Here is a 24,782-nt window from a genome sequence, read left to right as displayed (position 1 = left end):
CTTTATTATTTGTAGTAAAAGGATTCAATAACTTTCAATCCCCTTGGCTTCTACTCTTTTACTCTTCTACTCTTCAAGTGTTCCTAGTTTAAGCTTCATCAATGTATGCTGCAAAGCCACTTGCACGGCCCCTGTAACGACCGCTCGTTCTCCTAGATCCGAACATATCAGCTGTGGCTGCACCGGAAATTGCTCGGCAACAGCGTTCCTTAGCAAAGGCAACAATACATCGCCATTTCCACCAATGCCGCCTCCAAGCACGATTAATTCAGGAGCGAGCAACGTACTCATCTGACGCAGCGCCCAAGCGATCATCTGACTGTACTCTTTTATAATCTCGATAGCCCAAACCTCTCCATTTCGTGTCGCTTCGAAGATAAGCTCAGGTTGCATGTCTGAACTCAAAGGGTCGTTTAAGCAATGTCGCTTCGCTAGTTGCATCAGCCCATCAGCCGACAACACATCCTCCAAACGGCGGCCATCCTGCATCCGCATCTCAGCAACTTCACCAGTTAGCCCCCCCAACCCATGCAGCAAATGCCCCTGAACCATGATCCCTGAACCCGTCCCCGCCCCAATGGAGAAAAATATGAACAGGGGCGAGTCCTTTGCAGCCCCCTTCCTGTATTCCCCGAGCGCTGCGAGATTCACATCATTGTCCAGCATAATATCACATGGAAAAGCACGAGCTAAAGCATCACGGGAGAAGTCCTGCTCCATGTCTGCAAGCGGGTCAACAATACGGCTAATCTTGCCTGAGACAGGCAAAACAACACCTGGAATCCCAAACCCGATGCAGCGAAGATCACTCCACTGAAGGCGGTTCTCCTGAAGCAGCTGATCCACATAACTGTGTAACACACGAAGTACAGGCACGTCAGAGGGGACTGTTGTTACATGCTCTTCCTCGACTTTAACCTCTCCAGAGGACTTTACGATTGCTGCGTTGGACTTTACGTACTGATTTCGCTCCATTGGCGGATAGACAGCATAGGCAACGATTTGCCCGTTCAGGTCAGACAAGGCAATTCGAATTCGTGTAGCCCCGATATCAACACCGCAGACATAATAAGCCGTTTCATTAAATTGAATTAACGTGGCCTTGCGCCCTTGGGCGTTATCAGCTCTGCCTGTCTCCTTCACCAGATTACGCTCAATCAGGTGCTCTACCGCAGATGATACTGTCGGTTTGCTAAGTCCTGTTCGACGGCTGATATCCGCTCTCGACATGGTGCCTTGTGTAATAAGGGCATCCATAATCAAGTTTTCGTTCAGATTGCGGATATATTGCGGTGTGCCAGCCATTTTATCACCTCCACTTCATAGTTAGTTAGGTTTCTTAACGAATTAAATTCAATATATCATCCACTTTGGAGTGTGTACAGCATATTTTCTGCCGATACATCTCATGAAAATGACATCTGCTACAATCATGTTAAATCAGGAAAAAATAGCCGAAAAGCTTCTATTTATTATCGAAGGCAATTTCATTCCACAACGCAAAAAGGACCAAATGGGAATGGTTTCCCCACTTCGTCCTGATCACGCTCGAACCTGTACAATAGAATATATTATGACTTCGAAAGCTCAATAAACCCTTCCCCGAATACATCGCGTACGTCATGAATGGTGATAAATGCAATCTCATCCTCTGCACGTACAATTTTCTTAAGCATCGGCACTTCTTGCTTGCTGATCACAATATACAAAATCTCTTTCGGATTCTTCGTATAATAACCGTGGCCGGACAGAACCGTAACTCCACGATCCATCTTCTCAATGACCTGCTTTGCAATCTCATCTTGCTTTGATGAGATAATCATAACTGCCTTTTTCGGATTCAGTCCCTCAATAATAAACTCCATCGTTTTGGTTCCAACAAACAGCAACACAATCGTACACATCAAGCCCTGTGGCCCAATAATAAAGTAAGAAGAGAATGCCACAATCAGATCAAAGAAAAGCAATCCGTAGCTGATATTCCAGTCTAGATATTTGTTCGCAAGCCGTGCCAGAATGACCGTGCCCGCCGTTGTTCCTCCTACTTTAACAATTAAACCTATCCCGAGACCTGCAAATACACCTGCAAATATGGTATTAACCCACAGCTCATCTGATGCAATACTCCAGCTTTCTGTCAGGTGCAGGAAAAGCGAGTTAAAGATAACTGCAATAATCGTATATACGGTCGTGGTTCGATCCAGGAACTTATAACCTACGAGTAATAGAATACCGTTGAGGATCAGGTTCATCAGTCCGGGAGACCAGTGAAACAGATAATACAAAATAATCGTGATCCCTGTCACGCCACCCTCTGCCAGATCATTGGGGATGACAAACAAGTTTACCGCCAGCGCAAACAGAAACGCACCAGCCATAAGAAAGAACATATCCGTAATTCTTTTTTTCATTCAGCGCTCCATCCAATCCATCCAAAAATAATAACATACCTTATCTAGACCTTTTTAAAATCAAATCATGCTTCATCTAGTTTCATCTAGACCTTCTAAAATCAATACACTCCAGGATAGATTCTACCATGCTCTTCGTAAAATTTGTATACATAATACAAATTGTTGCGTCATTTGTGCAAAGGAAATTTGAAAACGCCATCTTTTCGCGCTCTGTATCATGCAAAACGGAAACGGAACATGACAAATGTCATGTTCCATACTTGATATTTGTCATTACAGCAGTCTGACATTTATGACTTACCATCATGCACGCATTCTTTTACAATGATAAAAACGCTTCCCAAAAGAGGATTATCGGGAATCGGCAGGGTACAAACCACTATCGTTTGTACGCATAAGGAGGAACATGCATGAGTAGAAGCAAAGAAATGGCGCTAAAAAAAGAAGTTACACCTTTTGAAAAAAACGATCTCAAACTTAGCATTCGTCAATTAATCAATACATTACTCCCGCTCTTTTTATTATGGGCAGCTGCATATTACAGCTTATCCATCTCGTACTGGCTTACGTTCCCTATTGCACTCGTGGCATCAGGATTCGTGCTTCGAACGTTTATTATTTTTCATGACTGCTGTCATGGCTCATTCTTCAAAAGCAAACGGGCTAACGATATTCTTGGCACCATCACGGGCGTATTGACCCTGACTCCCTACCAGCAATGGAAAGCCGAGCACTCCATTCACCATGCAACAAGTGGAAATCTCGACAAACGTGGTGTAGGTGACATCTGGGTAATGACTGTGGATGAATACAAGTCTGCGACACCTTGGATGCGTCTTTTCTACCGGGTTTATCGTAACCCCGTAATCATGTTTGGCATTGGACCGATCTATGTGTTTCTGATTGCCTATCGTTTTAACCGCAAAGCAGCAAGACGCAAGGAAAGAATTAATACCCATTTAACGACTGTTCTAATCATTGCGCTGTATAGCTTTATGTGCTGGCTGATTGGATGGCAAGCGTTTGTCATGGTGCAAGCACCTATATTTTTCTTCTCCGGTTTCTTCGGCATCTGGCTGTTCTACGTACAGCACCAGTTTGAAGAGACATATTTCGAGCATGAAGATGAATGGAGTTATGTCAAAGCTGCGGTAGAAGGAAGCTCTTATTACAAGTTACCGAAGTTGTTGCAATGGATTAGCGGAAATATTGGATTCCATCATGTGCATCACTTGAGCCCGCGTGTACCGAACTATTATCTGGAAGAAGCACATAACTCAACACCGCCTTTGCAGAAGGCCACAACGATCACACTGCGTTCCAGTCTGGTTGCGCTCCGCTTCCGACTGTGGGATGAAGAACACAAACAATTCATCAGCTTTAAAGAGCTGAAAAAAGCATCACGCAAAAAATATATTCCGAATCCCATTCGGGTGACCAATCAAGCGGGTCTGACAGAGAAGCCTTAGGCTCTGTCGGATTCGTTTTCTTGTATTCGGACGGCAGTCATGCTACAGTCAGGCTAAAGTCCAGTAACACCTTTTTCAAGGAGGAGAATGACATTCAGAAGTGGTCGCAACTATTTTATAAAAATACAGGGTTGAATCCATATGTATGGCTTGTTTTTTTCATTCTGCCCTTCTATTACATCTCTCAATATTCGCAATTGTGGACAATGGTGACCGGTATTATCATTATTCTTGTTTTTTTCGTCTGTTATCTACTGGCCTTCATCACCAAGGGCTGGCAGGTCTACATGTGGATTGGACTACTGATTGCCATATCCATTACGATGACGATCGCTTACGATTATGCCTATTTCTCATTGTTTCTCGCTTTTTTTATTGGCAATATTAAAAATAAAGCCGGATTTTTCACCCTTTACTCGGTAAATCTCGGTGCAAGCTTCCTGACGGTCAATTATGGCTTCATTAATCAAAGCTCATTGCTTCTCAGCCAATTTCCTTTCGTTTTTATCAGTCTCATGGCCTCGATCCTTCTGCCGATTAGCACATACAATAAAAACAAGCGTGAGCAGCTAGAGGGCCAGCTGGAAAGTGCGAACAAACGGCTGGATGATCTGGTGAAAATGGAAGAGCGTCAACGGATTGCACGCGACTTGCACGATACGCTTGGCCAAAAGCTCTCGCTGATCGGTCTCAAAACCGATCTGGCCAAGCGCTTGCTCCGCAAAAATCCGGATCAAGCCATCATTGAACTGAATGAACTTAGACAGACAGCAAGCACAGCCTTGAAGGAAGTTCGCGAGATGGTTACAACGATGCGTGGAACGCAACTTGTAGATGAGATGTTCCGGGCGGAGCAAATTCTGAAAGCCGCTTCCATTGAATTTATTTTACAAGGCAACCCCAAGCTGCAGGACACCTCTCAATTGAATGAAAATGTGCTCGGGATGTGTTTAAAGGAAGCGGTGACCAATATAGTCAAACACAGTCAGGCTACGAGGTGTATTATTGAAATTGAGGAAACCCCTTCTCACAATGTCTTAACCGTTAACGATAATGGGATAGGCATGGAACGCACCCGCAAGCAGGATCGACGCGGAACGGGCATTCTCGGCATGAAAGAACGACTGGAATTTGTGAATGGCTGCATAGACATTCGGTCGGGTGCAGGAACCCAAGGCACATCGCTTATCATCCATGTGCCCAAGCTGGTACGCAAACCGATAAAGGAGGCAGAAGAATGATCAGAATCGTCATTGCCGAAGATCAGCGCATGATGCTCGGCGCATTATCTTCGCTACTTAATCTGGAGGAAGATATGGAGGTTGTTGGACAAGCAAGCAATGGTCAGGAAGCTCTTGCACTCGTACATCAACATGCTCCTGATATCTGTTTAATGGATATCGAAATGCCTGTTAAGAGTGGACTAGAGGCTGCCGAGGAACTTAGAGGCATGAACTGCAAAGTCATTATTCTCACCACGTTTGCCAGAACCGGTTATTTTGAACGCGCGCTAAAAGGCGGTGTTCGCGGCTATTTGCTTAAGGACAGTCCCATTGAAGAGCTCGCCGAGGCGATTCGTCAAGTCATGAATGGCAGACGCATCTTCGCTCCTGATTTGGTGGATGAAGCTTATGTAGAGGAAAATCCATTAACCGAACGCGAACACGCTGTACTTGGCCTCATGGCTGACGGGAAAAACACGAAGGAAATTGCCGGACATTTGTTTATCACAACGGGCACTGTTCGGAATTACATCTCGATTATTCTTAACAAATTGAATGCAAGTAACCGCATTGAAGCGATCACCCGTTCCAAAGAAAAAGGGTGGTTTAAGTGAAAGAGCCGGTAATGGATGCAAAAGATAAACGGTTCCCATTACCTTGCATAAGAAACGCAATAACCAAAAAGCTCGGCTCAAGAGAGTTCCCCTTGTGCCAAGCTTTTTTGGTTATTTGCCTTTAGTCTGACGGTTTAATGTGTTCAAGAAGAAACATCCATACAATAACCCATTATTTTACCGATACAACCATGCGAAGCGCATCCAGTGGAACTTGGTCTGTTTTCAACTGATGAATTTGTTTGCCGTCTTGCCATGAAATCGTAACACGTACGCTTTTTCCGCCACTAGCATACTGCACGTCTACAAATCCTTTGTCTTTGGGAGCCGGCAGCGTATGTGACTCCAGATACTCAACCATTTTCTTCGCAATCGCCGGATTGTCCATCCGATCCTCGGAAACGGACCGAATCTGCAATGTCCACCTTCCCTCTTGCCATGTCAGATACTGACTCCCTGCGGCACCTTCCACCATACCTTTGATACCGTGTCCCAAATCAATACTCATATCCTTCGGTATGTTTTGCACATCCGTTTCGGGGAATAGGTCCGTTTGATTCGGATTCTCATAGGTTTTCACTTCATAACTGGCTAACCAGGGCATTTTACTGTTTGAATTCGTAAATGAGGGATCATTTAATGCCATTGGTTTGTGTCCTGTATAGAAGTTTACATGTGTAGCATCTACCGTATTTGTTGTAATGGCTGCGCCTAAATACTGACCCTTAGGTAATGAGAAGGTTGTCGGAAGTGACACATCCTGATTCTTCAACTCACTACGAACAGCCTTTATCACTTCATCAACATCGGATAACTCTGAACGAGTTGTACTTCCACTGGTGTTTGAAGTAGCTGTGCCCTTTTTGCCCGTTGAAACAGAAGAATCATTGGAAGCTGTGTTCGTTTTCGTGCCCTTCTCTCCAGTATCGGAAGAAGCGGAGTTCCCGCTTCCAGACTGCGTTTGCTCACTACCAGCTGTTGTAGATGGTTGCCCACTCGTCGATGTCAGATTAGAGTCTGGTCCTCCGCATCCAGCCAGCGCGAGCAAAACGGCTGTCGTCACCGGAATGGTCATCCATAACGATTGTTTTTTCATGATGTATACCTCCTAATGATTGCACTGGCCCAGTTTCTAGTTTTTTGTTTCTAGTAACCTGTTCTCAACGCTTGTCATTCCAGAAATTCACCGGTTGCACATTCTTGGTTAAAATTTCGAATTGATATCCTTCAGCCTTCAATGTTTTCAATACTCGAGGCAATACTTTCAATGTAGCCTCCTGATCATGCATAAGCACTACAGGTGTGGTTCCATTTTTATGGATGTTGTGAACTTGCTGCATGACGTTGTTGTATACTTTCTGATGATCCTTCTTGTATTTCCAGTCGAGTGAGTCAACATTCCAATCCCACAAATGAAATCCTCCTTGCGCAAGAAGCACGTTACGATAAGCCGGTTTCAAATAAGGCTTACTGCCATAGGGTGTGCGTACAAGACTCGTTTTCACACCGGCAACCTTATTCAAGCTTTCATTGGCTTGTTGCATTTCCTTCAATCCGCTGTAAGCATTTTTGTAAAATTTGCTTGGCACATGGGTTACACCATGCAATCCAAGTCCATGTCCTTCTTTTACAATACGCTGCGTTGCTTTCTGAAATTGTTCCATATGAGGCCCAAGCATGAAAAAGGTAGCTTTGACTTTGTATTGATCCAAAATATCGAGAAGTTGATCGGTATGTGCTGTAGGGCCATCATCAAAAGTCAGATATAGAATTTTCGTACTGGCCTTAGCGTTTGATTTATCGGCGGATGACGCTGTGGCCGATGCAGACTGTGGCAACAATAACAACGGAAACAGAAGTAAAATAGCAAGTGTAGCAACGAATGATTTACGAAGTTGTAGCATAATAATAGTCTCCCTTGTGTGTGTTTTTACCCGGGTGTGTGTATCCTCTTAACTCGTATCCCTTGGCGATTAATTTTAATAGTATCAGAGACACCTTTCACTCTTCTCGCTTCAAAGGCTACGGATGAGTTACACTTTTGTCAGATAAACTTAAAAATTAAAACGATTTTGATAGATTTGATCTCCAACTTTAGCATCTGTATCCATAGATCAATGTTGACATATTATCTATTACCCTATTTCTATATTCTGATAGGCTTATAATGAATTTAATAGGATTGAACACAGCAAAAAAGCTTGCACGAATGCAAGCTTTCTTCCGTATGCGTCACAACCTGAGTGGAGCGCTGACCATTTTATAAAACGGCCTGGCACTCCTTCTATGGATGCGGTAATAGGCTATACGGTATGTAATGTTACGAATATACGCTTCGACGTTCAGCTCAGCTTACTCCGCGGGAGCCGTGAATGAACGTTTGCCGAACTCTGCATCTAGCATATAGAAGGCGTTGCTGTCATTCTCAATGCGACGCAGCTTCTGAATGATGTTATCAAACAAAGCTTCCTCTTCCACCTGCTCATCGATGAACCATTTCAAGAAATACATTGTTGCGTGTTCACGCTCATTCAGCGCGATATCCGCCAGCGCATAAAATTTCTTCGTGTTTTGCTGTTCATGTGCATAACCGTGTTCAAACACATCCAGCATGGAGTTGTATTCGTTTTTCGGTTCAGGCATCGCAGCCAGTGTAGCACGATGTCCCCGGTCGTTTAGGAATTTATAAATTTTCATGCCATGGAAACGTTCTTCTTCCGCTTGTACGAGGAAAAAATTAGCGAATCCATCCAGGCTTTTGCTGGAACAATACGCAGCCATCGCCATGTATACATGAGCAGAGTAAAACTCGAAGTTCATCTGCTCGTTTAAAGACGCAGTCAGTTCTTGACTCATGAAAAACACCTCTTTCTGTGGGAATGTTTTCATTTTAACACAACACGAAAGTAGCTTGCATCCGATTTTCTACATTATTCGTCAAAGGATGGATTCAAGGCACAAATTAACAAAAGAAAGCTCTGCCATGACGGCAGAGCTTTCTTTTATCATTTTAATGAAATGATTATACCAAGAACGCTTTGGAGATGATTACCAACAGGATGAACAGAACCAGAATCGCGCCTACAGAAGTGAAACCACCGTAGCCGTAACCTCTTGTTTCTCCACCTACAACTTCGCTCATTGATTGTACCTCCTCTGCAACAGGTATGGGTTATCTTATGCAGAGAACGAAACTTTGACAGGGCGAATGCCCTATTGTTAAAATTCGTTTGACTTCATTTTGAATCAGTACCGTGGCGACTGTACCTGCATAATATCCATAAAAGGCACCTTCGCCGTCAATTCTTCTTCCGTATGCTCAACATGTACAAGGCGTGTACGAGAATCCATTTTTACAATAATTCCCTGTACTTGCTCCTCCTTACCCCAGACGGTCAATAACACTTCTGAGCGCTCATGAAAAGCCTCCACAAGTTGACTCCCTAATTCCTCCAGTTCGAACTCATCCCGTGTGGGTCTTTTTGCGACTTTTGCTTTGGCCAAAACGGCTGCCTCCTCTACTCCGACGTCCCGATTCCACGGTTGCTTGCCGAGTGCATATTCAATTAGTATACCATTCATTTACGTTTGTGTAATGTCATGACACCTTTTTTCGGTAAGTTCCTTCGTATAAATTCTACTTGTGTTCAGTCCCATCATCCCTTACTCATCTTGAGCTTCGACCAGTATGGTGTATTCGTTTGATCTAGACTCTCCTGAGCGCCGTTGTCCGTTCCACTCGTAAGTGTAGAGGGCCGTCAAGGTTCCTTGCAGAATACCAATTTGTTCAGGAGCCAGCTGCGCAAGGTACGCAAATTCTTTTTCTGATCCTGCGCCGAGCTCACCGATATGAAGATACCTTGGAGTCGAATATTCCGGGACATTTAACTGCATCTGCCCTCCCTCCTGCCCCACCCATTTAGCGCCCCGAGGGAGGATATTGCCCAGTTGCACGCGTGCTGGCAAGGAACCCGTGTTACTGACACTTACGTTAAAAGTAACCGTGCCTCCCTGCTCAACAATAGGGGGAACTACCTCCACATGAACCTGAATGACTGGCAATCTGACCTCCAGAACAGCTTCATTCGATATAACTCTGCGTTGAACTGTACGAGAATCCGGCAAGCGGAATGTGTACAGTAATACGGCGCGATTCACATAACTGTGCTGCGTGGAAATCACTGCCCTTGATGTGCCCGTTTCGCTTTCCACCTGAGCCTCAAATTGAATATGTAGCTCGGAGCGGGCAGTTAATGTGCCCAGGTTTATACCTGTATTAGGGTTTGCACCTGGGCGTTTGACGCCATTCCAGCTGAGACTACCTTCAACAAAGACTAACGCTGCAGGCAAAACATCCTGTAGTTTGGCATCTACTGCATAATTGCTTTGGTTAGACACGGTGATATGATATTGCGCCGTATCTCCTGGTATTGTTATTGCAGGAGAGACCGTTTTGACTATAGCGATTTGAGGTTCAACAATAACCAGTGTGACCACATTGGAAGAAACAACTTCTTGTTTTCCTGCAATCATGTATCTCAAGACAGCTTCACTTGATAATTGATCCGGCCCTTGCGAACTTGTTACCTGTACTCGATACTGCACTCGAACCACACTTCCTGGCCCGATATCTCCAAGATCAATTCCAGCATCCGGCGTGACTTGTGGTGCGAACATATCGTTAATCGTCACACTTGCCGGTATAAAGATGATCCCCTGTGGGAATGTCACCGTTAACACAGCAGCTGATGCCGCTACAAAACCGGGATTACTCACTAGAACCGTGTACATCAAGATATCTCCAGCAAACGTGTTGCTTCGATCCACTTGCAAACTCACTTCGAGCCGCGATGTTTCGATACGAACTTCAACAATGTTGGACTTCTCCGTCCCGTTAACTGTTCTGCTTTCTGTAGTAACAAACTCATAATTCACTTCTGCCTGGTTCAATAACGTGAGATTCGCCGGCACTCGCACAATAACGACTTGAAAGTGATAGGTCAATACTTCACCTGGTGCAATTTCTGCCGAAGGCAATCCCTGCGTGGGAGAGACTCCTGGCAGTGGGATGCCATCCCTCAGCACGCTGTTCGGCAGAAGAGATGTATCCAGAGAGAGCGGGTCTACCACACGGACAATTGCCGTGCGGTTTCCCGTATTCGCAATTTCAATCTGATAAGTCAGAGATTGACCCACTGCTGCAGTGGATACATTGCATCGTTTGCTTACCTTGAGCCTGGGACCGATCCATGGCGTCACGACGGTGTTGGAATAAGCCACCTGTTCCAGTTCAGTCGTACCCGCGCTGAATCGAACCAGGGACTGATTCTTTAACCAGTGGGACAACGTACCTGGAATTTCGCTCATATCACCACAACCTCTACATTGAATGTAACGGTAGTAGAAGCCCCGGCAGCAATAGAACCTAGCGTGATACCTGTATTCGGATTACCAGTTGGTCTTGCCACACCGTTCACTGCTACACTACCCGGCACAAATACAGTTCCGACAGGCACGGGGTCGACCATGACCACGTTGTTCACCGTTTCTATACCGTTGTTCGTCACTACTACGGTATACGTAATCACATCTCCAACAACAGCATCAATGGCACTGGTGCTCTTGACAACACTTACATCTGGAGCTGATACAGGAATGATAAGTACATTGGACGATACCGTTCCCGACAATACACGCCCGTCTGGTGGACTGAATGTATAGTTCGCGACAGCTTGGTTCCGCAGCTGTTGATTTTGAGGTAACGAATCTACTGTAACGCCCAGGGTGACCGTAACATTTACAGAGCCACCAGGAGGAATGTTTCCTACGACGATACCCGTTTCGGGATTGGCTCCGGGCTGCGGAACACCATCGATCAGGACGCTGTTCGGGAGAAGCACCGCACCGGTTGGAATGTTATCTGTTAATGTAAGATTCGCAACAAGGTTACCACTGTTGTTAATTGTAAATGAATACACGATGTCGTCACCAACCGTAGCGTTCGATGTGCTTGCTGTTTTGGAAACGGTAATAATTGGCTGATAGATTGGAGTAACAATCGTATTGGAATACGCTGCTCCCGAGAACACACCCGATGTAAAGCTCACAGAAGATTGACTGCTGACTTGCGGCGGCGTCGGAAGCGAGTTCACACGGACCGCGTAGGATACCGCAACCGACTCCCCAGGAGCTAGTGTACCAAGTGCAATGCCAAGTGCCGGGTTCGCCGAAGCACGAGGTATGCCGTTAACCAGTACACTTCCCGTAACAAAAGTGGTCGCCGGATCGATCGGATCTGTCAGGACGATATTGTTGACTGGGTCTATACCACTATTGGTCACGACCATCTCATAAACAATGGTGTCGCCTACGACAGCATCTGTAGATGTTGTTGTTTTCACAACAGTGACATTTGGTGCTGAGACTTGAATAATCAGAGCGTTCGAAGTTATACTTCCCCCAAGTGTTCTTCCATCAGGCAGCGTGTACGTAAAGGTTGCTGACGCCTGATTTGTAATGGACTGGCTCAATGGCAGCGTTGTGATGACGATAGAAAATGTGACGAGGGTCGTGGTGGATACCACACCAAGTGAAATTCCAGAAGCGGGATCAACACCAGGTGCCGAAGTACCATTGATAACAACACTGTTCGGTACAAACTCTGTACCGGCAGGAATGGTATCCGTCAGTGTCACAGTAGCACCATAGTTTCCGGTATTTGTGACAGCAATGCTATAGATTACTGTATCTCCCACCGTGGCAATGGCTTGATCCCCTGTTTTGACTGCAGCTAAAATAGGCTGATATACCGGGGTAGTAACCGTATTGGAGAACGTAGTTGCCGAAAAAGCTCCTGAGGTAAAACTTACTGTTGATTGATTGTTCAATACCGCCGGTGAAGGCAGACTTGTAACGCTCACACTAAATACAACCGTTACGGTTGCACCAGGTGCAATGGAACCCAAAGTAATGCCTGTAGAAGGATTTGCATTGGGCCGGAGCACCCCATCCACAAATACACCGCTAGGTGCGAGTACTGTACTCGCTGGCAAAGCATCGGTAAATATGACATTGCTGACATTAGCAATTCCATTGTTGGTCACTGCAATGCTGTAGGTTACGATATCACCCACAGAAGCCGCTGTGGAAGTGGTAGATTTAACAACATTTACGTCAGGAGCAGATACCGGGATTGTAAGTACATTAGAGAGCACGGATCTGTTGATACTTCTCCCATCCGGAAGGGTGAACGATAAAGCAACGGAAGCCTGATTCACAAGTTGTTGCGGGCTTGGAAGTGTATCTATAACAACAGAAAAAGTAATGGTCGTTGTCGCTCCGGCTGCAACCGTCCCGGCAGGAATACCCGTTGTCGGACTCGCAGCTGGCAGTGGCTGACCATTGACGATAACACTGTTCGGCACAAGCACTGTGCCTGCTGGCAAATTATCGGTCAGGTTAATCTGCGCTCCATAATTCCCCTGATTATTCACACTAATCGTATAACTGACCGTGTCGCCTACGGTGGCATTCTGAGTACTAGCTGTTTTCTGAGCAACTAATACCGGTTGGAATACCGGGGTTAAGACAGTATTGGAGAACGTTGTACCTGAGAATGTTCCGGAAGTGAACGTAACGGTCGACCGATTACTCAATTGATTGTTCGTAGGAATTCCGTTAACAATGACACTAAATGTAACGGTTGCCGTTCCGCCTGGTGCAAGGGTCCCTAGCGGTATTCCTCCTGACGGACTTGCTGCAGGTTGTGCCACCCCATTAATCGTTACAGTCCCTGGAACAAATGAAGCCCCAGACGGAATCGGATCTGAGAACTGCACACTGTTTACAGGTGCAATACCGCTGTTAGTCACCAATACGGAATAAACAATGGTGTCACCCACGGTTGCAGCTGTAGATACTGTGCTTTTAACTACACTTACGTTAGGCGATGAGACCGGAAAGGTAAGAGTGTTGGACGTTGCAGTTCCTGTCAACGTTCGCCCGTCAGGTGGTGTAAAGGTAAACGTCGATGAAGCAAAATTGCTAAGTTGTTGCGGAGATGGCAAAGAATCCACAACGACTGCAAACGTTACAATGGCTGTTGCCCCTGCCGCTACAATGCCTACTGGAATGCCCGTGCCCGGCGTAACGCCCGGCTGTGGTACACCCGAGACAACAACACTATTTGGCACAAAGGTTGTCGCTGCCGGGATCGTATCCGTTACGGTAACATTCGCTTGCAGATTTCCGGTATTGCTCACCGTTATCGTATAAACAACGGTATCTCCCACGGTTGCGTTGATGGTGTTTGCCGTTTTGACTAATGCAATTTGCGGTTGTATGACAGGGGTCTGTGTTGTATTGGAAGATGATGAAGCCGAGAAAGAGCCGGAAGTAAAGCTGACCGTCGACTGATTGTTAATCTGGGAAGGGATCGGCATAGTTATCCTCACCTCAAAAGTTACGGTAACTTCAGCTCCCGGGGCCAAAGTACCGATTGGGATGCCGGCGGTCGGATTGGAGAGCGGTGAAGCAATGCCGTTCACCAGGACACTTCCGGATATAAATGGGGTGTTCGAAGGCAGCGGATCGATAAAAATGACGTTGTTCACAGCAGTGGTTCCATTATTTCGAATCACAGAATTATAACGGATTACATCTCCAGACACCGCATAATCAGCGTTATCCGTTTTAACAATGCTAACGTTAGGCAAAGATACCGGAATCGTCACTGTATTGGATGGAACAAAGCCAGCAATAACTCTTCCGCTTGGCAATGTATAACTGTATGAGGCAACGGACTGATTAATTAACTGCCTTGGATCGGGCAGACTTGTGACGGTTGACAGAAAAGACAGCGTCACGGACGCTCCAGCAGCCAGTGTTCCCAGACTGATTCCCGTATTTGGACTCACGCCTGGAGCGGGATTTCCATTAATCAAAACACTGTTGGTCACAAATATGGCTCCTGCAGGAACCGGATCAGTCAGGGTAACGACTGCCGGGATATTGCCTGTGTTGGTAATTTGAACATTGTAATTGAATGTGTCTCCCACGGTCAGACTTGACGTACTTGCTGACTTTAGCACTTGAATGACCGGTTGATAGACGGGGGTGCTCACTGTCACTGATGAAGACACGCCATTAAAGCTGCCTGAAGTGAAGGCAGCACTTGCCCTGTTGGTCACCACACCGGATGTGGGAATGGCTGTGATTCTCGTCTGATACGTCACCGTTACACTGGCGGAATTACTCAAAGTCCCCAAGGCAATACCTGCAACAGGACTGGCATTACTTTGCACCACGCCGTTCACTGTAACCGTTCCCGCTATGAATTCGGAGCCGGATGAAGGTGTGTCGGAGAGCACCAGATTTTGTACAGCACCCCCACCAGCATTTGTGATGACAACCCTATATGTGAGAGCATCTCCAACTGTAGCATCTGTAGTGTTTACTGTTTTCGACAAAGTGATATTAGGCGCGGAAGCAGGGATACGGACGATATTGGAACTGGAACTGCCAGATAGATTTCGGCCACTTGGAAGTTGATATGTGTAAGTAGCAGACCCCTGATTTTCTAATACAGGTGGAGAAGGGATTGTAGTCAATGTGGCTCGGAATATCACGGTTGCGCTTCCTCCAGGCAAAATGCTCCCCAGTGTAATACCCGTCAGCGGACTTGTTCCTGGTCTAGCTGTACCGTTAACCGTTACTGAATCCGGCACAAATGTAAGGCCAGCCGGGATCGTATCTGTCACATTGACTTGAGCCGCGATATTCCCTGTATTGCTGACAACGAGTGTATAAGCAAGCTGATCTCCCTGTGTTGCATTGGTTTGACTTGCCGATTTCACAATGTTAATGACAGGCTGATATACAGGTGTAGTTATTGAATTAGAATTAGAAATGCCTGTAAATGCTCCTGAACTGTAAGACACAGAGGCCCGGTTAAGAAGTGATCCTCCCGCTGGTACGGACTGGACACTAACCTGGAAAGTCACCGTAGCTGAGGTCGCTGCATTTAATGTTCCTAGAGCGATTCCGCTGGCGGGGTTAGCAGACGATACACTTGTACCCCGAACCGTGACACTTCCAGGGACAAAGCTAAGTCCTGTTGGAAGGCTATCTGATAAAATTACATTCGTGATCGGCTGTATGCCCCCATTGGTCGTAACCACTGAATACGTGAAGGTCTCTCCGACAGCAACATCCGTAACCGTTGCAGTTTTGAGAACCGTCACATTCGGCAAGGTTACCGGGATGGTTAATGTGTTAGATGCCGCTGAGCCCGTGATGGTTCTTCCGTCTGGTGAGGTAAACGAATACGATGCAGTCGCCTGATCAACCAATATGGGCGGTGTCGGCAGGTTGGTCACCAGCACTTGAAACGTAATGGTTGTCACGCTCCCTGCAGCCAGTGTACCCAAATTTACACCCGCAGCAGGATTGGCTCCTGCCACTACCGTTCCGTTGACACGGAAACTACCAGCTACATAGGAGCTGCCAGCTGGAATATTGTCAGCAATCGTCACACTTGCTCCTACATTTCCTCCATTCGTCACCTGAAGTGTATAGGTCACCTGATCGCCTACCGTTGCATTCGTGGTATTCGCCGATTTTACGATAGAGAGGTTCGGTGAATATACAGGAAGCGTTGAATTATTGGAAGGAATAACCCCACTGATGACCGGGCCGCCAGCAACACTTTGAAAAGTAAATGCGGCATTCGCGGAATTGACGAGTTGCAATATACTTGTATCGTTTGTAATCTGAGCACGGTAAGTGACGACAACACTACTATTGAGAGCGAGCGAGCCCAAAGGTATACCTGATGTTACATCCAGTGTTGGCCTTGGCACACCTCCTACCGTAATGCTTCCAGGTACAAATGTTAAACCCGCAGGCAACGTATCCGACAGAACCACACTGGCTGCACTAGCAGAGCCACCATTTGTAATGGTGGCTGTATACGTGACTGTATCTCCGGCAACTGCGCCCGTTGCTGTAAATGACTTCGCGACAGTAATACGCGGCGCATTAATATCGACCTGAATGGCGTTACCATTCACGATGTACGCATCGCCAGATGTGGTAAGTGTCAAGACGGCTGAAGACTGATTGTTGATCAGCCTTGCTGACACATCCACATTTGTAATATCCCAGCCCTGACGTCCCCCGACAATGTTGGTTCCGGGTGCTCCATTGATCTGGTTACGAGTTCCAAAGGTACCTGTCGTATTCAGGGCCCCCGTATCCCCATTAATTTGTGACGCAAAAAAATTGGCCGCTAGATTGTTTGGCCCGGACAGTGCAACTGAAGTTGCGGATGTCGCTCCAAATAACGCCTGATCTCCTGTCCGGTTCGCATCCCCCTCCTGCGCACTGAACAGCGCTCTGCCCCCCAAAGCTCCAGAGATAGGCGTTGCAAAACCAGTAAGCGTTGTAACAACCGGTGCCGAACTAGCTTGAACCAGTACGCCTCCCGCACGTAAAGACATGTTACGAAAAGGTAGATTTCCATTTTGATAAATAACGCCCAGCGTCCAGCCTGCATGATTGGCTGTAGAATCATTGGTGATTACAATCGTGCCCACAACGCCACCAGTAACATATGTACCTGCTCCTCCATTTTGTACAAGGCTGGTGACGTTAGCCGATCGGACATATCCCGCTGCATTGTTGCCAAGGTCAAACTGGTTGTATGTGACCGGGTCTGGCGTAACACTGAATGTGCCTACAGGGGTGGTAAACGTAACCGGATTATTGATTGCTGAACTGAGATTAACCGTTCCGTTAATATAACTTCCGCCCCAGATCAACTCCGCATAAAGAACAGTACTTCCCGCAGGCAGAACCAGAATCGCTGCTGAACTGTTGCTTTGGTACAGACTGGTTGTACCTGCCGGGTACGTTCCATAAGTGGAAGCCGTATTAATCGTTGTAAATCCTCCGATACTGTCTTGTGTCCCTGGCACTCCTGCCGTCTCAGAACGGCTTAATCCAAGTGTATTGCCCGTAAACGTAATTGCACCTGTAGCGTTGACAGTTGAACGAACGACAAGAGGAATGGATTTCACCTCCCCTTCAGCGGAAAATGAGAATGCTGCAACAGAGCCTGTTATCAGTCTATGACGCCACGTCAGGGAATTTGTATGTCCACGTCCGAAAGTTTAGATATTGTTTGGATTATTATGTAAGGTATATTATCATGTTTAAAATTTTATCCCTTGCGTTTTGCCGATTCTATCTTATAATCTACTTATACGAGAGTAATCTGTCGTATCATTTTGATGCAGTCAGCGGTGATTTATGAACAGTTCATCAGAACATAGCAGGCATATCCCAAGAGAGTATGAGATCAAGCATTCCAATTGGTTACGTAAAATGCTTCATGCTTATTGGGTCATTGTTATCGTACATTTCTTTATTCAGATTGGTTGTTATCTTTTCTTGCAATATAATCGCGCCCCCCTGGATTTCATCGTAAACGTTTTGTTTTGGCCCACAATTCTAGCTGTCTTTTGTATTTTGCTCACCAGTTATATGGATCGAAAATTTCCTTCCTGTTCGTTCATCACAATGTCCATAACCAGTACAGCGATTGCCTGGACCATTATTCATGTCAATTACGACATTCGAATTATGCCAGCCATATGTCTTTTACCGATCTTTGCCTCTGTGCTGTTTTTTGACAGCAAACGCGTTTGGTTTATTTTTTCATTGCAAATGGCAGGATATGGTCTCCTATTAATCGACCCGGCTTATCGTGCGTATCTTAGCTCCTTTGACATGGTTTCCATTCCGGCATTTCTAATCCTGGCCACCTATGTCGCACAAATCATTGTGACTACCGGCATCGAGGTACTGGACGATTTGCAGACAAGCGTGAACGCCAAGAAAGACCTTATCGTCAGAAATGCCATTATTGCCAAACAGTCTAAGACAGACGGGTTAACCAATCTGTATAATCAGAGCTCGTTTAAGGATTATTATGAGAAGGCATTTGAGTATGCCAATCGCGGGATGAGTCTGCATTTAGCGCTGATCGATATTGATGATTTTAAAGTGATCAATGATACTTATGGTCACCGTGTGGGCGACATTATTTTGGAAAAGGTATCCTTGATCATTCAGGAGAGCATCACAGCTAGTGACATTGCTGCGCGGTATGGCGGGGAAGAATTCGCTTTGTTACTATTCGAACAATCCTTCGAACAAGCGTATGAGCTGGTGGAACTTATCCGGCAAAAAATTTCACTAATGGGCCATCTGGAACTTGGGGGCGCTTCCATTACCGTAAGCATCGGCCTCAAAGCATATAACCTTGATTCGAGTAAAGATACGTTGTTTGAAGAAGTGGATGCTTGCCTGTATGCTGCCAAACGTACCGGTAAAAACAAAACCGTAACTTCACTCGTTCTAGCATGATAATTGAGGCGACAGTAATTAAAAAAGTTGTGTGGTACACCACCCGGTCAACCGGACCACCACACAACTTTTTTTGTTTTCATATGAATCTGCCTGTTCGAACCGTGTTTCTTTCTTTATTCCGCTGCCCACTCCCAGCGATGGCGATATTGTTCCAGCCTTGGATGGACCTCTTCAGGCTGACCGTCAATAATGAGGCGAAGTTCCTTGATCCAATCCATAAAGGAGTCAAAGGTTGCCCATTGATTGGCCATCTCCAAAGTCATATATAGAAAAAGAGGAGACGGGTATTCAGCTTGAATATGTCGCAGAGCTGTATCAATCGGCGTGTACTTTTTTCGTTTCCCCTCTAGTCCCTCTACCCGGATTGGTGCAGACGCGTGATCACGGCGCCATTCGTGAAGACGATCCTCTCTCTTGTAAAAGGATTGGACCGCGTCCCGGCTCATTCGTTTTACCGTGCTTTCATGTAATGGGTAGAGCACTAGCTGCTTGAAAGCTCTTGCATTCATAATCGCAGCTGCACGCTCAAGCTGTTCGTCCGTTACGTTTTCGAACGAGTCGTAGAAGATCAATGTACCCTTGCGACTAGGCTCAGCAGGCTCATAGCCAAAGGGTACGTTTGCATATTTTCCAGACAAGCGCCCCACCTCCTTTCTCAGTTACATCGCTGTCCATCCACACCTGCCTGAATCCTCAAGTGACTTTAAACTTCATAGTACTATTATATCCTAGCCTTCGCTATCCGACTCCGAATAAAATGTAACTCTGTTCTTGCCTGCACGCTTGGACCTGTAGAGTGCTTCATCTGCCATTCGAATAATTTCACTCGGATTGTTACTATTCGTCGGGTACTCCGCTCCTCCAATGCTGCATCCAATATGAACTCGCTCATACTCAATAATAAATGGTTTGTTCAAACTTTGAATAATATCTTGCGCATAATGGACCGCTTCCTGCCGTGGATTATCCGAAGCTGAGCGAATCACAATCAGGAATTCATCGCCCCCAAGGCGAACCGTTATACCGTCCTCATGACTTAGTGCTGTAAGGCGCTGAGCAACCTTTTGCAACAAAACATCACCCGTTTGATGCCCAAGCGAATCGTTAACACTTTTAAACCCGTCCAAATCCAGATATAGAAACGTCAACGTATGATCCTCGCTCTCCATTTCCAGCGTTTCTTCAAGATACGTTTCCAGGGCCGTACGGTTCTTCAATCCGGTCAGCTGATCATAATGTGCAAGATTCTGCATCACGACCAGTTCAGAGTCTTTATTCATGATTGATGATACCATATTGCGCAGTGAACGTGACAATGCTTCAATCTCCTTCAACCCTTTGGTCTCCGGGATATCAATATTCTCTCCTGCGCTGAGTCGATCTGCAACACGGGTTAATCGAACCAGAGGAGCCGAGATTAGTCTGGAAAGAAGCCAGCCAATCGGCGCAAACAATAGCATCACAACGATGCCAGCATAGATGTTAAACCACTTCAGATCAACAACGGATGAAAAAGCTGCCGTTTTCCCCTGACGAATGATAATGGTCCAGCCAAGTCCCGGATAATCTTTATATCCTTGACTATAAGCTAGGCCGGTAACATATTCCTTGCCATCTGGCCATTTTTGAGTAGACCATATACTTTTGCTGTTCCGTTTTTCTCCAATTCCCTCTAAGGCAAGTGGTTTACCTACCCACTCTTTGGGACCAAGAAGCACGGTGTGCTCTTTTTTGCTCACAATAAAAAATTCAATATCCTTCTCTTCACGTTGTAACGGAATGAGCACGGAAGCCTCGACTTCTTTCGCCCACGCCCAACTGAGATGTGCTGCTAGTACACCACGAATCTGCCCTTGACTATCTTTAAGCGGGAGGCTGATATCTACAAATTGTAATGGCTCTCCTGATGGATTAGGCAACAGTTTGGCCAGAAGCAACGCATTATGTACATCCCCAATAAATTTCCCCTTGATTCCTTCCTGATACACCGGCCGCTCCGATAAATCTTCCCCTAAAAGAATTCCGTCTGTCGCTGCTAACACTTTTCCCTTCGGGTCCATGAATCCAACCCATGAGAATGAGGGAAAACTATTTTGCAGTTGATCCAGAAGCATTTGGATATCCACTGGATTAAATCGATCGTTCATAGAAGCCATATTGCCTAGAAGATCCATTTCACCAGAACGAGAGTACATGAAACGATCCAGCTTGTCCGCTGTCTGTAAAGCCGTACCTTCTAAAGAGTGACCAATTTCGGTCTCCACCGCATCAAATGATCTTTGGCTGAAAACATATCCGATGGTTAAGATAACAAACAGAGATAATCCGGCAAAAATGACGGTGAGCACCGTTCTAAGTTTAAATGACATAATTCCTCCTGCACATCCGGTGAACCGCTCTTACAATCCCACCCATCCACAGCGCTATGCTGCAAAAAAATGATAAGAAATAGCTCTCACTTATTTTGAACTATATCGGTATTTTTCATTGTTTTTTTTATATATGTACCCATACAAAATTTACCCAAAACCGACCGAGTTTCTTCTATTCAAAGAATAGTCACGATTCTGTATATACAAACTTGGGTTATGAATAAAGAGAGCAAGCATATCCTTAGAGGATTGCGCCTGTATGTCAGAGAGAGAATAACGAGAAAAACATTGGGGGTGTAATTATTTGAGCCTGCTTCACATTGCTGTTATTTTGCCTTTTGCAGCTGGCATCCTACTCGCATTGATGCACAGACTTTTCAGTAAAATTCATCTGGGATGGCTGGTACTCGTCGTACCGGCATCGTTATTTGTTTATTTTGCAAGCCAGATTACTGCCGTGTCCCAGCGTCACCCGGTATCCGGACAGATTCCCTGGATTCCGTCCCTGGACATCGGATTTAATCTATATTTGGACGGACTGAGTCTACTGTTAACGTTGCTGATCAGCGGGATAGGCGTGCTTGTCGTCTTTTATTCCATCTTTTATATGAGCAAAACAGAAGCGTTAAACCGTTTCTATCTCTACTTGTTAATATTTATGGGCGCTATGCTTGGCGTCGTATTATCAGATAATATGATCGTGCTTTATGGGTTTTGGGAACTCACCAGCATTACGTCATTTCTGTTAATCGCCTTTCACTACAAGCGTAAAGCTTCCACATCCGGTGCACAAAAATCGTTCCTGATTACGGTTTTTGGCGGATTCGCCATGCTTGCCGGATTCATGTTGATGTACCTGATGACAGGTACATTCAGTATCCGTGCTACCATTACCGAGTGGGGGCATATTCAGGACAGCAATCTGTTCTTGCCGGCTCTCGTTCTTATTCTAATTGGAGCGTTCACCAAATCGGCACAATTCCCGTTTCACATCTGGCTGCCTGATGCCATGGAAGCTCCCACTCCAGTCAGTGCATATCTGCACTCCGCCACCATGGTCAAAGCCGGGCTGTATGTTGTTGCCCGCTTCACACCCATCTTCGGTGGACAGGGACTCTGGTTCTGGCTTGTAACTGGCGTAGGACTGCTCACACTGGGTTACGGATCATTTTTAGCAGTGAAGAAAAACGATCTCAAGGCCATTCTTGCGTATTCCACCATTTCACAACTTGGTCTGATTATGTCCCTCTTCGGGATCGGATCTGCTGCTCTCTATTTCGGATATGGTGAATCCTCTGCCATGTACACCGTAGCAATCACTGCTGCACTGCTCCATTTATTCAACCACGGTACCTTTAAAGCTGCTTTATTTATGGTCGCCGGCATTGTAGATCATGAGACAGGTACACGAGATATTCGCAAGCTTGGCGGGCTGGCAGCATTCATGCCCATCACATTCAGCCTGGCGCTAATCGGTTCACTAGCCATGGCAGGCATCCCGCCCTTTAACGGATTCCTCAGTAAGGAATTGTTCTTTCAAGCGATGGTACAGATTACAGATCTCCGTATTTTTGGAATGGGCTCCTGGAGTATTTTACTACCTGTCATCGCGTGGCTTGCCAGCGTTTTCACACTGATCTATGCCCTGATTTTTGTGTTCAAAACATTCCTCGGTCGTAGCCGAAGTGAGCTGCCTGCCGAGAAATTACATGAAGCGCCTATCGGCCTGCTCATCCCACCGCTCCTTCTGGGCGCGCTGGTCATCGGTTTTGGACTCTTTCCGGATATACTCTCCGGTTCATTGATCGAACCAGCAATGGCTGCCGTTCTTCCTTCCCTTCTGAATGGGAATGAACGCTTTGATGTACATTTCTCCCTATGGCATGGCTGGACTCCCGAATTGTTCATGACCATCGCTGTTATTGTGCTAGGGCTCATGCTATACAAGTTACTGCCACGATGGAGGAATATTTATGAGCATTATCCACAGGGATTAACGATTAACAATATGTACCATGTTGTTCTTGACAATGTACAGCACTATGCACGGAAGTGGACAGAAGCCTACATGAACGGCTCCGTCCGCAATTATCTGGTTTATATTTTCTCATTTACCGTTGCGCTGCTCGTTTACGCCTTCTTCCGTTCTGGTGAAAATATTACCTGGAATGTGCAGGATAATGCACCCTACTCATTCTACGAAGTCGTGTTACTGGTTACGCTGATTGCAGCTGCCATTTCCATTCCTTTTGCCAAAAATCGATTATCTGCTGTCATTATGACCGGCGCTGTCGGCTACCTGGTTACACTGCTGTTTGTCCTGTTTCGGGCACCCGACCTTGCGCTGACGCAGATGATTGTGGAGACGGTCTCCGTCGCATTGTTCCTGCTCTGCTTCTACCATCTACCCGAGTTACAACGCGGCAAGTCCAGCTCCCGCTATCTCACAGTGAATGCAATTGTTGCTGTTTCCGTTGGCGTTGTGATGACATTCGTAGCACTCGCTGCAAGCGGCACAGTATCTTTGGACAGCATCTCGGCTTTCTTTCTTCAGGAAGCCTACAGTTCCGCGGGTGGTAAAAATGTCGTAAACGTATTGCTAGTGGATTTCCGAGGTTATGATACGTTACTTGAGATTATGGTTCTTGGGGTAGCCTCATTGTCGATCTATTCCATGATCAACCTGAATCTCGAAGCGAAGGATCTCGGAGCCAGATTGAAATTTCGTAAAAATGAGGAGAAGAAGGACGAAGAACCCGAACTCGACGATGAAGCGGACAACACCAAAAAATACGGAAACCGCGAACGCAGTACATTGTCCTGGGACACGGTTCCTTTGCAAAGTAATGATGTTTTGTTGCAAACCACCACGAAAGTGGTTGTGTTTATCATTTTAACCTTCTCCATGCATCTGTTCTTTGCTGGTCATCATAATCCTGGCGGTGGTTTCATCGGTGGACTCGTCACAGCAGCAGCCCTGGTACTTATCGCTCTGGCTTTCAGCACGGATACGATACGCAAAGCGCTGCCCATCGATTTTCGGAGTTTGACAGCCATAGGCTTAGGCATAGCTTTGCTTACTGGTGCAGGTTCATTCCTCTTCGGTGTTCCATTTCTCAGCCAGACGTTCGGATATTTCGAACTGCCTCTGCTGGGCGAAACAGAGCTTGCTACAGCCATGCTGTTTGATCTAGGCGTGTACCTCGCTGTGCTCGGCGTCACCATGACTATCATTTTACAGATCGGGGAGGATCGTTGA

16 protein-coding genes are annotated in these 24,782 nt (G+C 46.1%); 5 read left to right on the top strand and 11 right to left on the bottom strand.

Annotated elements, in window-relative coordinates:
* Positions 1-66: 66 nt before the first annotated feature.
* Positions 67-1,305 (bottom strand): ROK family transcriptional regulator, encoded by a 1,239-nt coding sequence (locus ABIE27_RS17505; RefSeq protein WP_429351082.1) that lies wholly within the window; start codon positions 1,303-1,305, stop codon positions 67-69.
* A 266-nt stretch (positions 1,306-1,571) separates the two neighbouring features.
* Positions 1,572-2,411, bottom strand: coding sequence for a YitT family protein (locus tag ABIE27_RS17500; protein ID WP_429351081.1), 840 nt, complete (start codon positions 2,409-2,411; stop codon positions 1,572-1,574).
* Between the two features lie 413 nt (positions 2,412-2,824).
* Here ABIE27_RS17500 and ABIE27_RS17495 point away from each other — a divergent pair, with 413 nt between their 5' ends.
* The 3 genes from ABIE27_RS17495 to ABIE27_RS17485 all read left to right on the top strand — a co-directional run bounded on the left by ABIE27_RS17495 (position 2,825) and on the right by ABIE27_RS17485 (position 5,720).
* Positions 2,825-3,883: a fatty acid desaturase gene (locus ABIE27_RS17495; protein ID WP_123063735.1), complete on the top strand. Its 1,059-nt coding sequence runs from the start codon at positions 2,825-2,827 to the stop codon at positions 3,881-3,883.
* 92 nt (positions 3,884-3,975) lie between these two features.
* On the top strand, positions 3,976-5,124 hold the full coding sequence (locus ABIE27_RS17490) for a sensor histidine kinase (RefSeq protein ID WP_429351150.1): 1,149 nt from the start codon (positions 3,976-3,978) through the stop codon (positions 5,122-5,124).
* Complete coding sequence (locus ABIE27_RS17485) at positions 5,121-5,720, top strand: response regulator transcription factor (RefSeq protein WP_123063736.1); 600 nt, start codon at positions 5,121-5,123, stop codon at positions 5,718-5,720. Before ABIE27_RS17490 ends, ABIE27_RS17485 begins: the two co-directional genes overlap by 4 nt.
* Before the next feature lie 172 nt (positions 5,721-5,892).
* Here the strand turns inward: ABIE27_RS17485 and ABIE27_RS17480 are convergent, their stop codons facing one another.
* The 7 genes from ABIE27_RS17480 to ABIE27_RS17450 all read right to left on the bottom strand — a co-directional run bounded on the left by ABIE27_RS17480 (position 5,893) and on the right by ABIE27_RS17450 (position 17,797).
* Positions 5,893-6,816 (bottom strand): hypothetical protein, encoded by a 924-nt coding sequence (locus ABIE27_RS17480; RefSeq protein ID WP_123063737.1) that lies wholly within the window; start codon positions 6,814-6,816, stop codon positions 5,893-5,895.
* A gap of 64 nt (positions 6,817-6,880) precedes the next feature.
* Positions 6,881-7,624 (bottom strand): polysaccharide deacetylase family protein, encoded by a 744-nt coding sequence (locus ABIE27_RS17475; protein ID WP_123063738.1) that lies wholly within the window; start codon positions 7,622-7,624, stop codon positions 6,881-6,883.
* 448 nt (positions 7,625-8,072) lie between these two features.
* Positions 8,073-8,576 (bottom strand): ferritin, encoded by a 504-nt coding sequence (locus ABIE27_RS17470; RefSeq protein WP_123063739.1) that lies wholly within the window; start codon positions 8,574-8,576, stop codon positions 8,073-8,075.
* Between the two features lie 166 nt (positions 8,577-8,742).
* Positions 8,743-8,862: a dihydroorotate dehydrogenase gene (locus ABIE27_RS17465; protein WP_111272660.1), complete on the bottom strand. Its 120-nt coding sequence runs from the start codon at positions 8,860-8,862 to the stop codon at positions 8,743-8,745.
* Positions 8,863-8,966: 104 nt separating this feature from the next.
* Positions 8,967-9,224 (bottom strand): YolD-like family protein, encoded by a 258-nt coding sequence (locus ABIE27_RS17460; RefSeq protein WP_429351149.1) that lies wholly within the window; start codon positions 9,222-9,224, stop codon positions 8,967-8,969.
* Positions 9,225-9,383: 159 nt separating this feature from the next.
* Complete coding sequence (locus ABIE27_RS17455) at positions 9,384-11,087, bottom strand: hypothetical protein (RefSeq protein WP_429351080.1); 1,704 nt, start codon at positions 11,085-11,087, stop codon at positions 9,384-9,386.
* Positions 11,084-17,797: a DUF7507 domain-containing protein gene (locus tag ABIE27_RS17450; RefSeq protein WP_429351079.1), complete on the bottom strand. Its 6,714-nt coding sequence runs from the start codon at positions 17,795-17,797 to the stop codon at positions 11,084-11,086. The genes ABIE27_RS17455 and ABIE27_RS17450 overlap by 4 nt, the downstream gene beginning before the upstream one ends.
* Positions 17,798-18,299: 502 nt before the next feature.
* On the opposite strand from ABIE27_RS17450, the gene ABIE27_RS17445 reads away from it, so the two are divergent.
* Complete coding sequence (locus ABIE27_RS17445; RefSeq protein ID WP_345789261.1) at positions 18,300-19,148, top strand: GGDEF domain-containing protein; 849 nt, start codon at positions 18,300-18,302, stop codon at positions 19,146-19,148.
* Positions 19,149-19,264: 116 nt separating this feature from the next.
* On the opposite strand, the gene ABIE27_RS17440 is transcribed toward ABIE27_RS17445, so the two are convergent.
* Both ABIE27_RS17440 and ABIE27_RS17435 read right to left on the bottom strand, forming a co-directional pair.
* On the bottom strand, positions 19,265-19,789 hold the full coding sequence (locus tag ABIE27_RS17440; protein ID WP_429351078.1) for a hypothetical protein: 525 nt from the start codon (positions 19,787-19,789) through the stop codon (positions 19,265-19,267).
* Between the two features lie 90 nt (positions 19,790-19,879).
* Positions 19,880-21,520, bottom strand: a complete 1,641-nt coding sequence (locus ABIE27_RS17435) for a diguanylate cyclase domain-containing protein (RefSeq protein ID WP_123063745.1) — start codon at positions 21,518-21,520, stop codon at positions 19,880-19,882.
* A 307-nt stretch (positions 21,521-21,827) separates the two neighbouring features.
* Between ABIE27_RS17435 and ABIE27_RS17430 the strand changes: the two genes are divergently transcribed.
* On the top strand, positions 21,828-24,782 hold the full coding sequence (locus ABIE27_RS17430; protein ID WP_429351077.1) for a Na+/H+ antiporter subunit A: 2,955 nt from the start codon (positions 21,828-21,830) through the stop codon (positions 24,780-24,782).

Source organism: Paenibacillus sp. 4624 (assembly GCF_050435065.1).
Lineage (GTDB): Bacteria > Bacillota > Bacilli > Paenibacillales > Paenibacillaceae > Paenibacillus > Paenibacillus amylolyticus_D.
This window is presented reverse-complemented; position numbering and strand designations above follow the sequence as displayed.

Coding starts and splice junctions, on each gene's coding strand:
- ABIE27_RS17495 (WP_123063735.1), top strand. CDS start 2,825: ATGAGTAGAAGCAAAGAAATGGCGCTAAAAAAAGAAGTTACACCTTTT.
- ABIE27_RS17455 (WP_429351080.1), bottom strand. CDS start 11,087: ATGAGCGAAATTCCAGGTACGTTGTCCCACTGGTTAAAGAATCAGTCC.
- ABIE27_RS17480 (WP_123063737.1), bottom strand. CDS start 6,816: ATGAAAAAACAATCGTTATGGATGACCATTCCGGTGACGACAGCCGTT.
- ABIE27_RS17505 (WP_429351082.1), bottom strand. CDS start 1,305: ATGGCTGGCACACCGCAATATATCCGCAATCTGAACGAAAACTTGATT.
- ABIE27_RS17465 (WP_111272660.1), bottom strand. CDS start 8,862: ATGAGCGAAGTTGTAGGTGGAGAAACAAGAGGTTACGGCTACGGTGGT.
- ABIE27_RS17435 (WP_123063745.1), bottom strand. CDS start 21,520: ATGTCATTTAAACTTAGAACGGTGCTCACCGTCATTTTTGCCGGATTA.
- ABIE27_RS17470 (WP_123063739.1), bottom strand. CDS start 8,576: ATGAGTCAAGAACTGACTGCGTCTTTAAACGAGCAGATGAACTTCGAG.
- ABIE27_RS17485 (WP_123063736.1), top strand. CDS start 5,121: ATGATCAGAATCGTCATTGCCGAAGATCAGCGCATGATGCTCGGCGCA.
- ABIE27_RS17475 (WP_123063738.1), bottom strand. CDS start 7,624: ATGCTACAACTTCGTAAATCATTCGTTGCTACACTTGCTATTTTACTT.
- ABIE27_RS17500 (WP_429351081.1), bottom strand. CDS start 2,411: ATGAAAAAAAGAATTACGGATATGTTCTTTCTTATGGCTGGTGCGTTT.
- ABIE27_RS17445 (WP_345789261.1), top strand. CDS start 18,300: ATGTCCATAACCAGTACAGCGATTGCCTGGACCATTATTCATGTCAAT.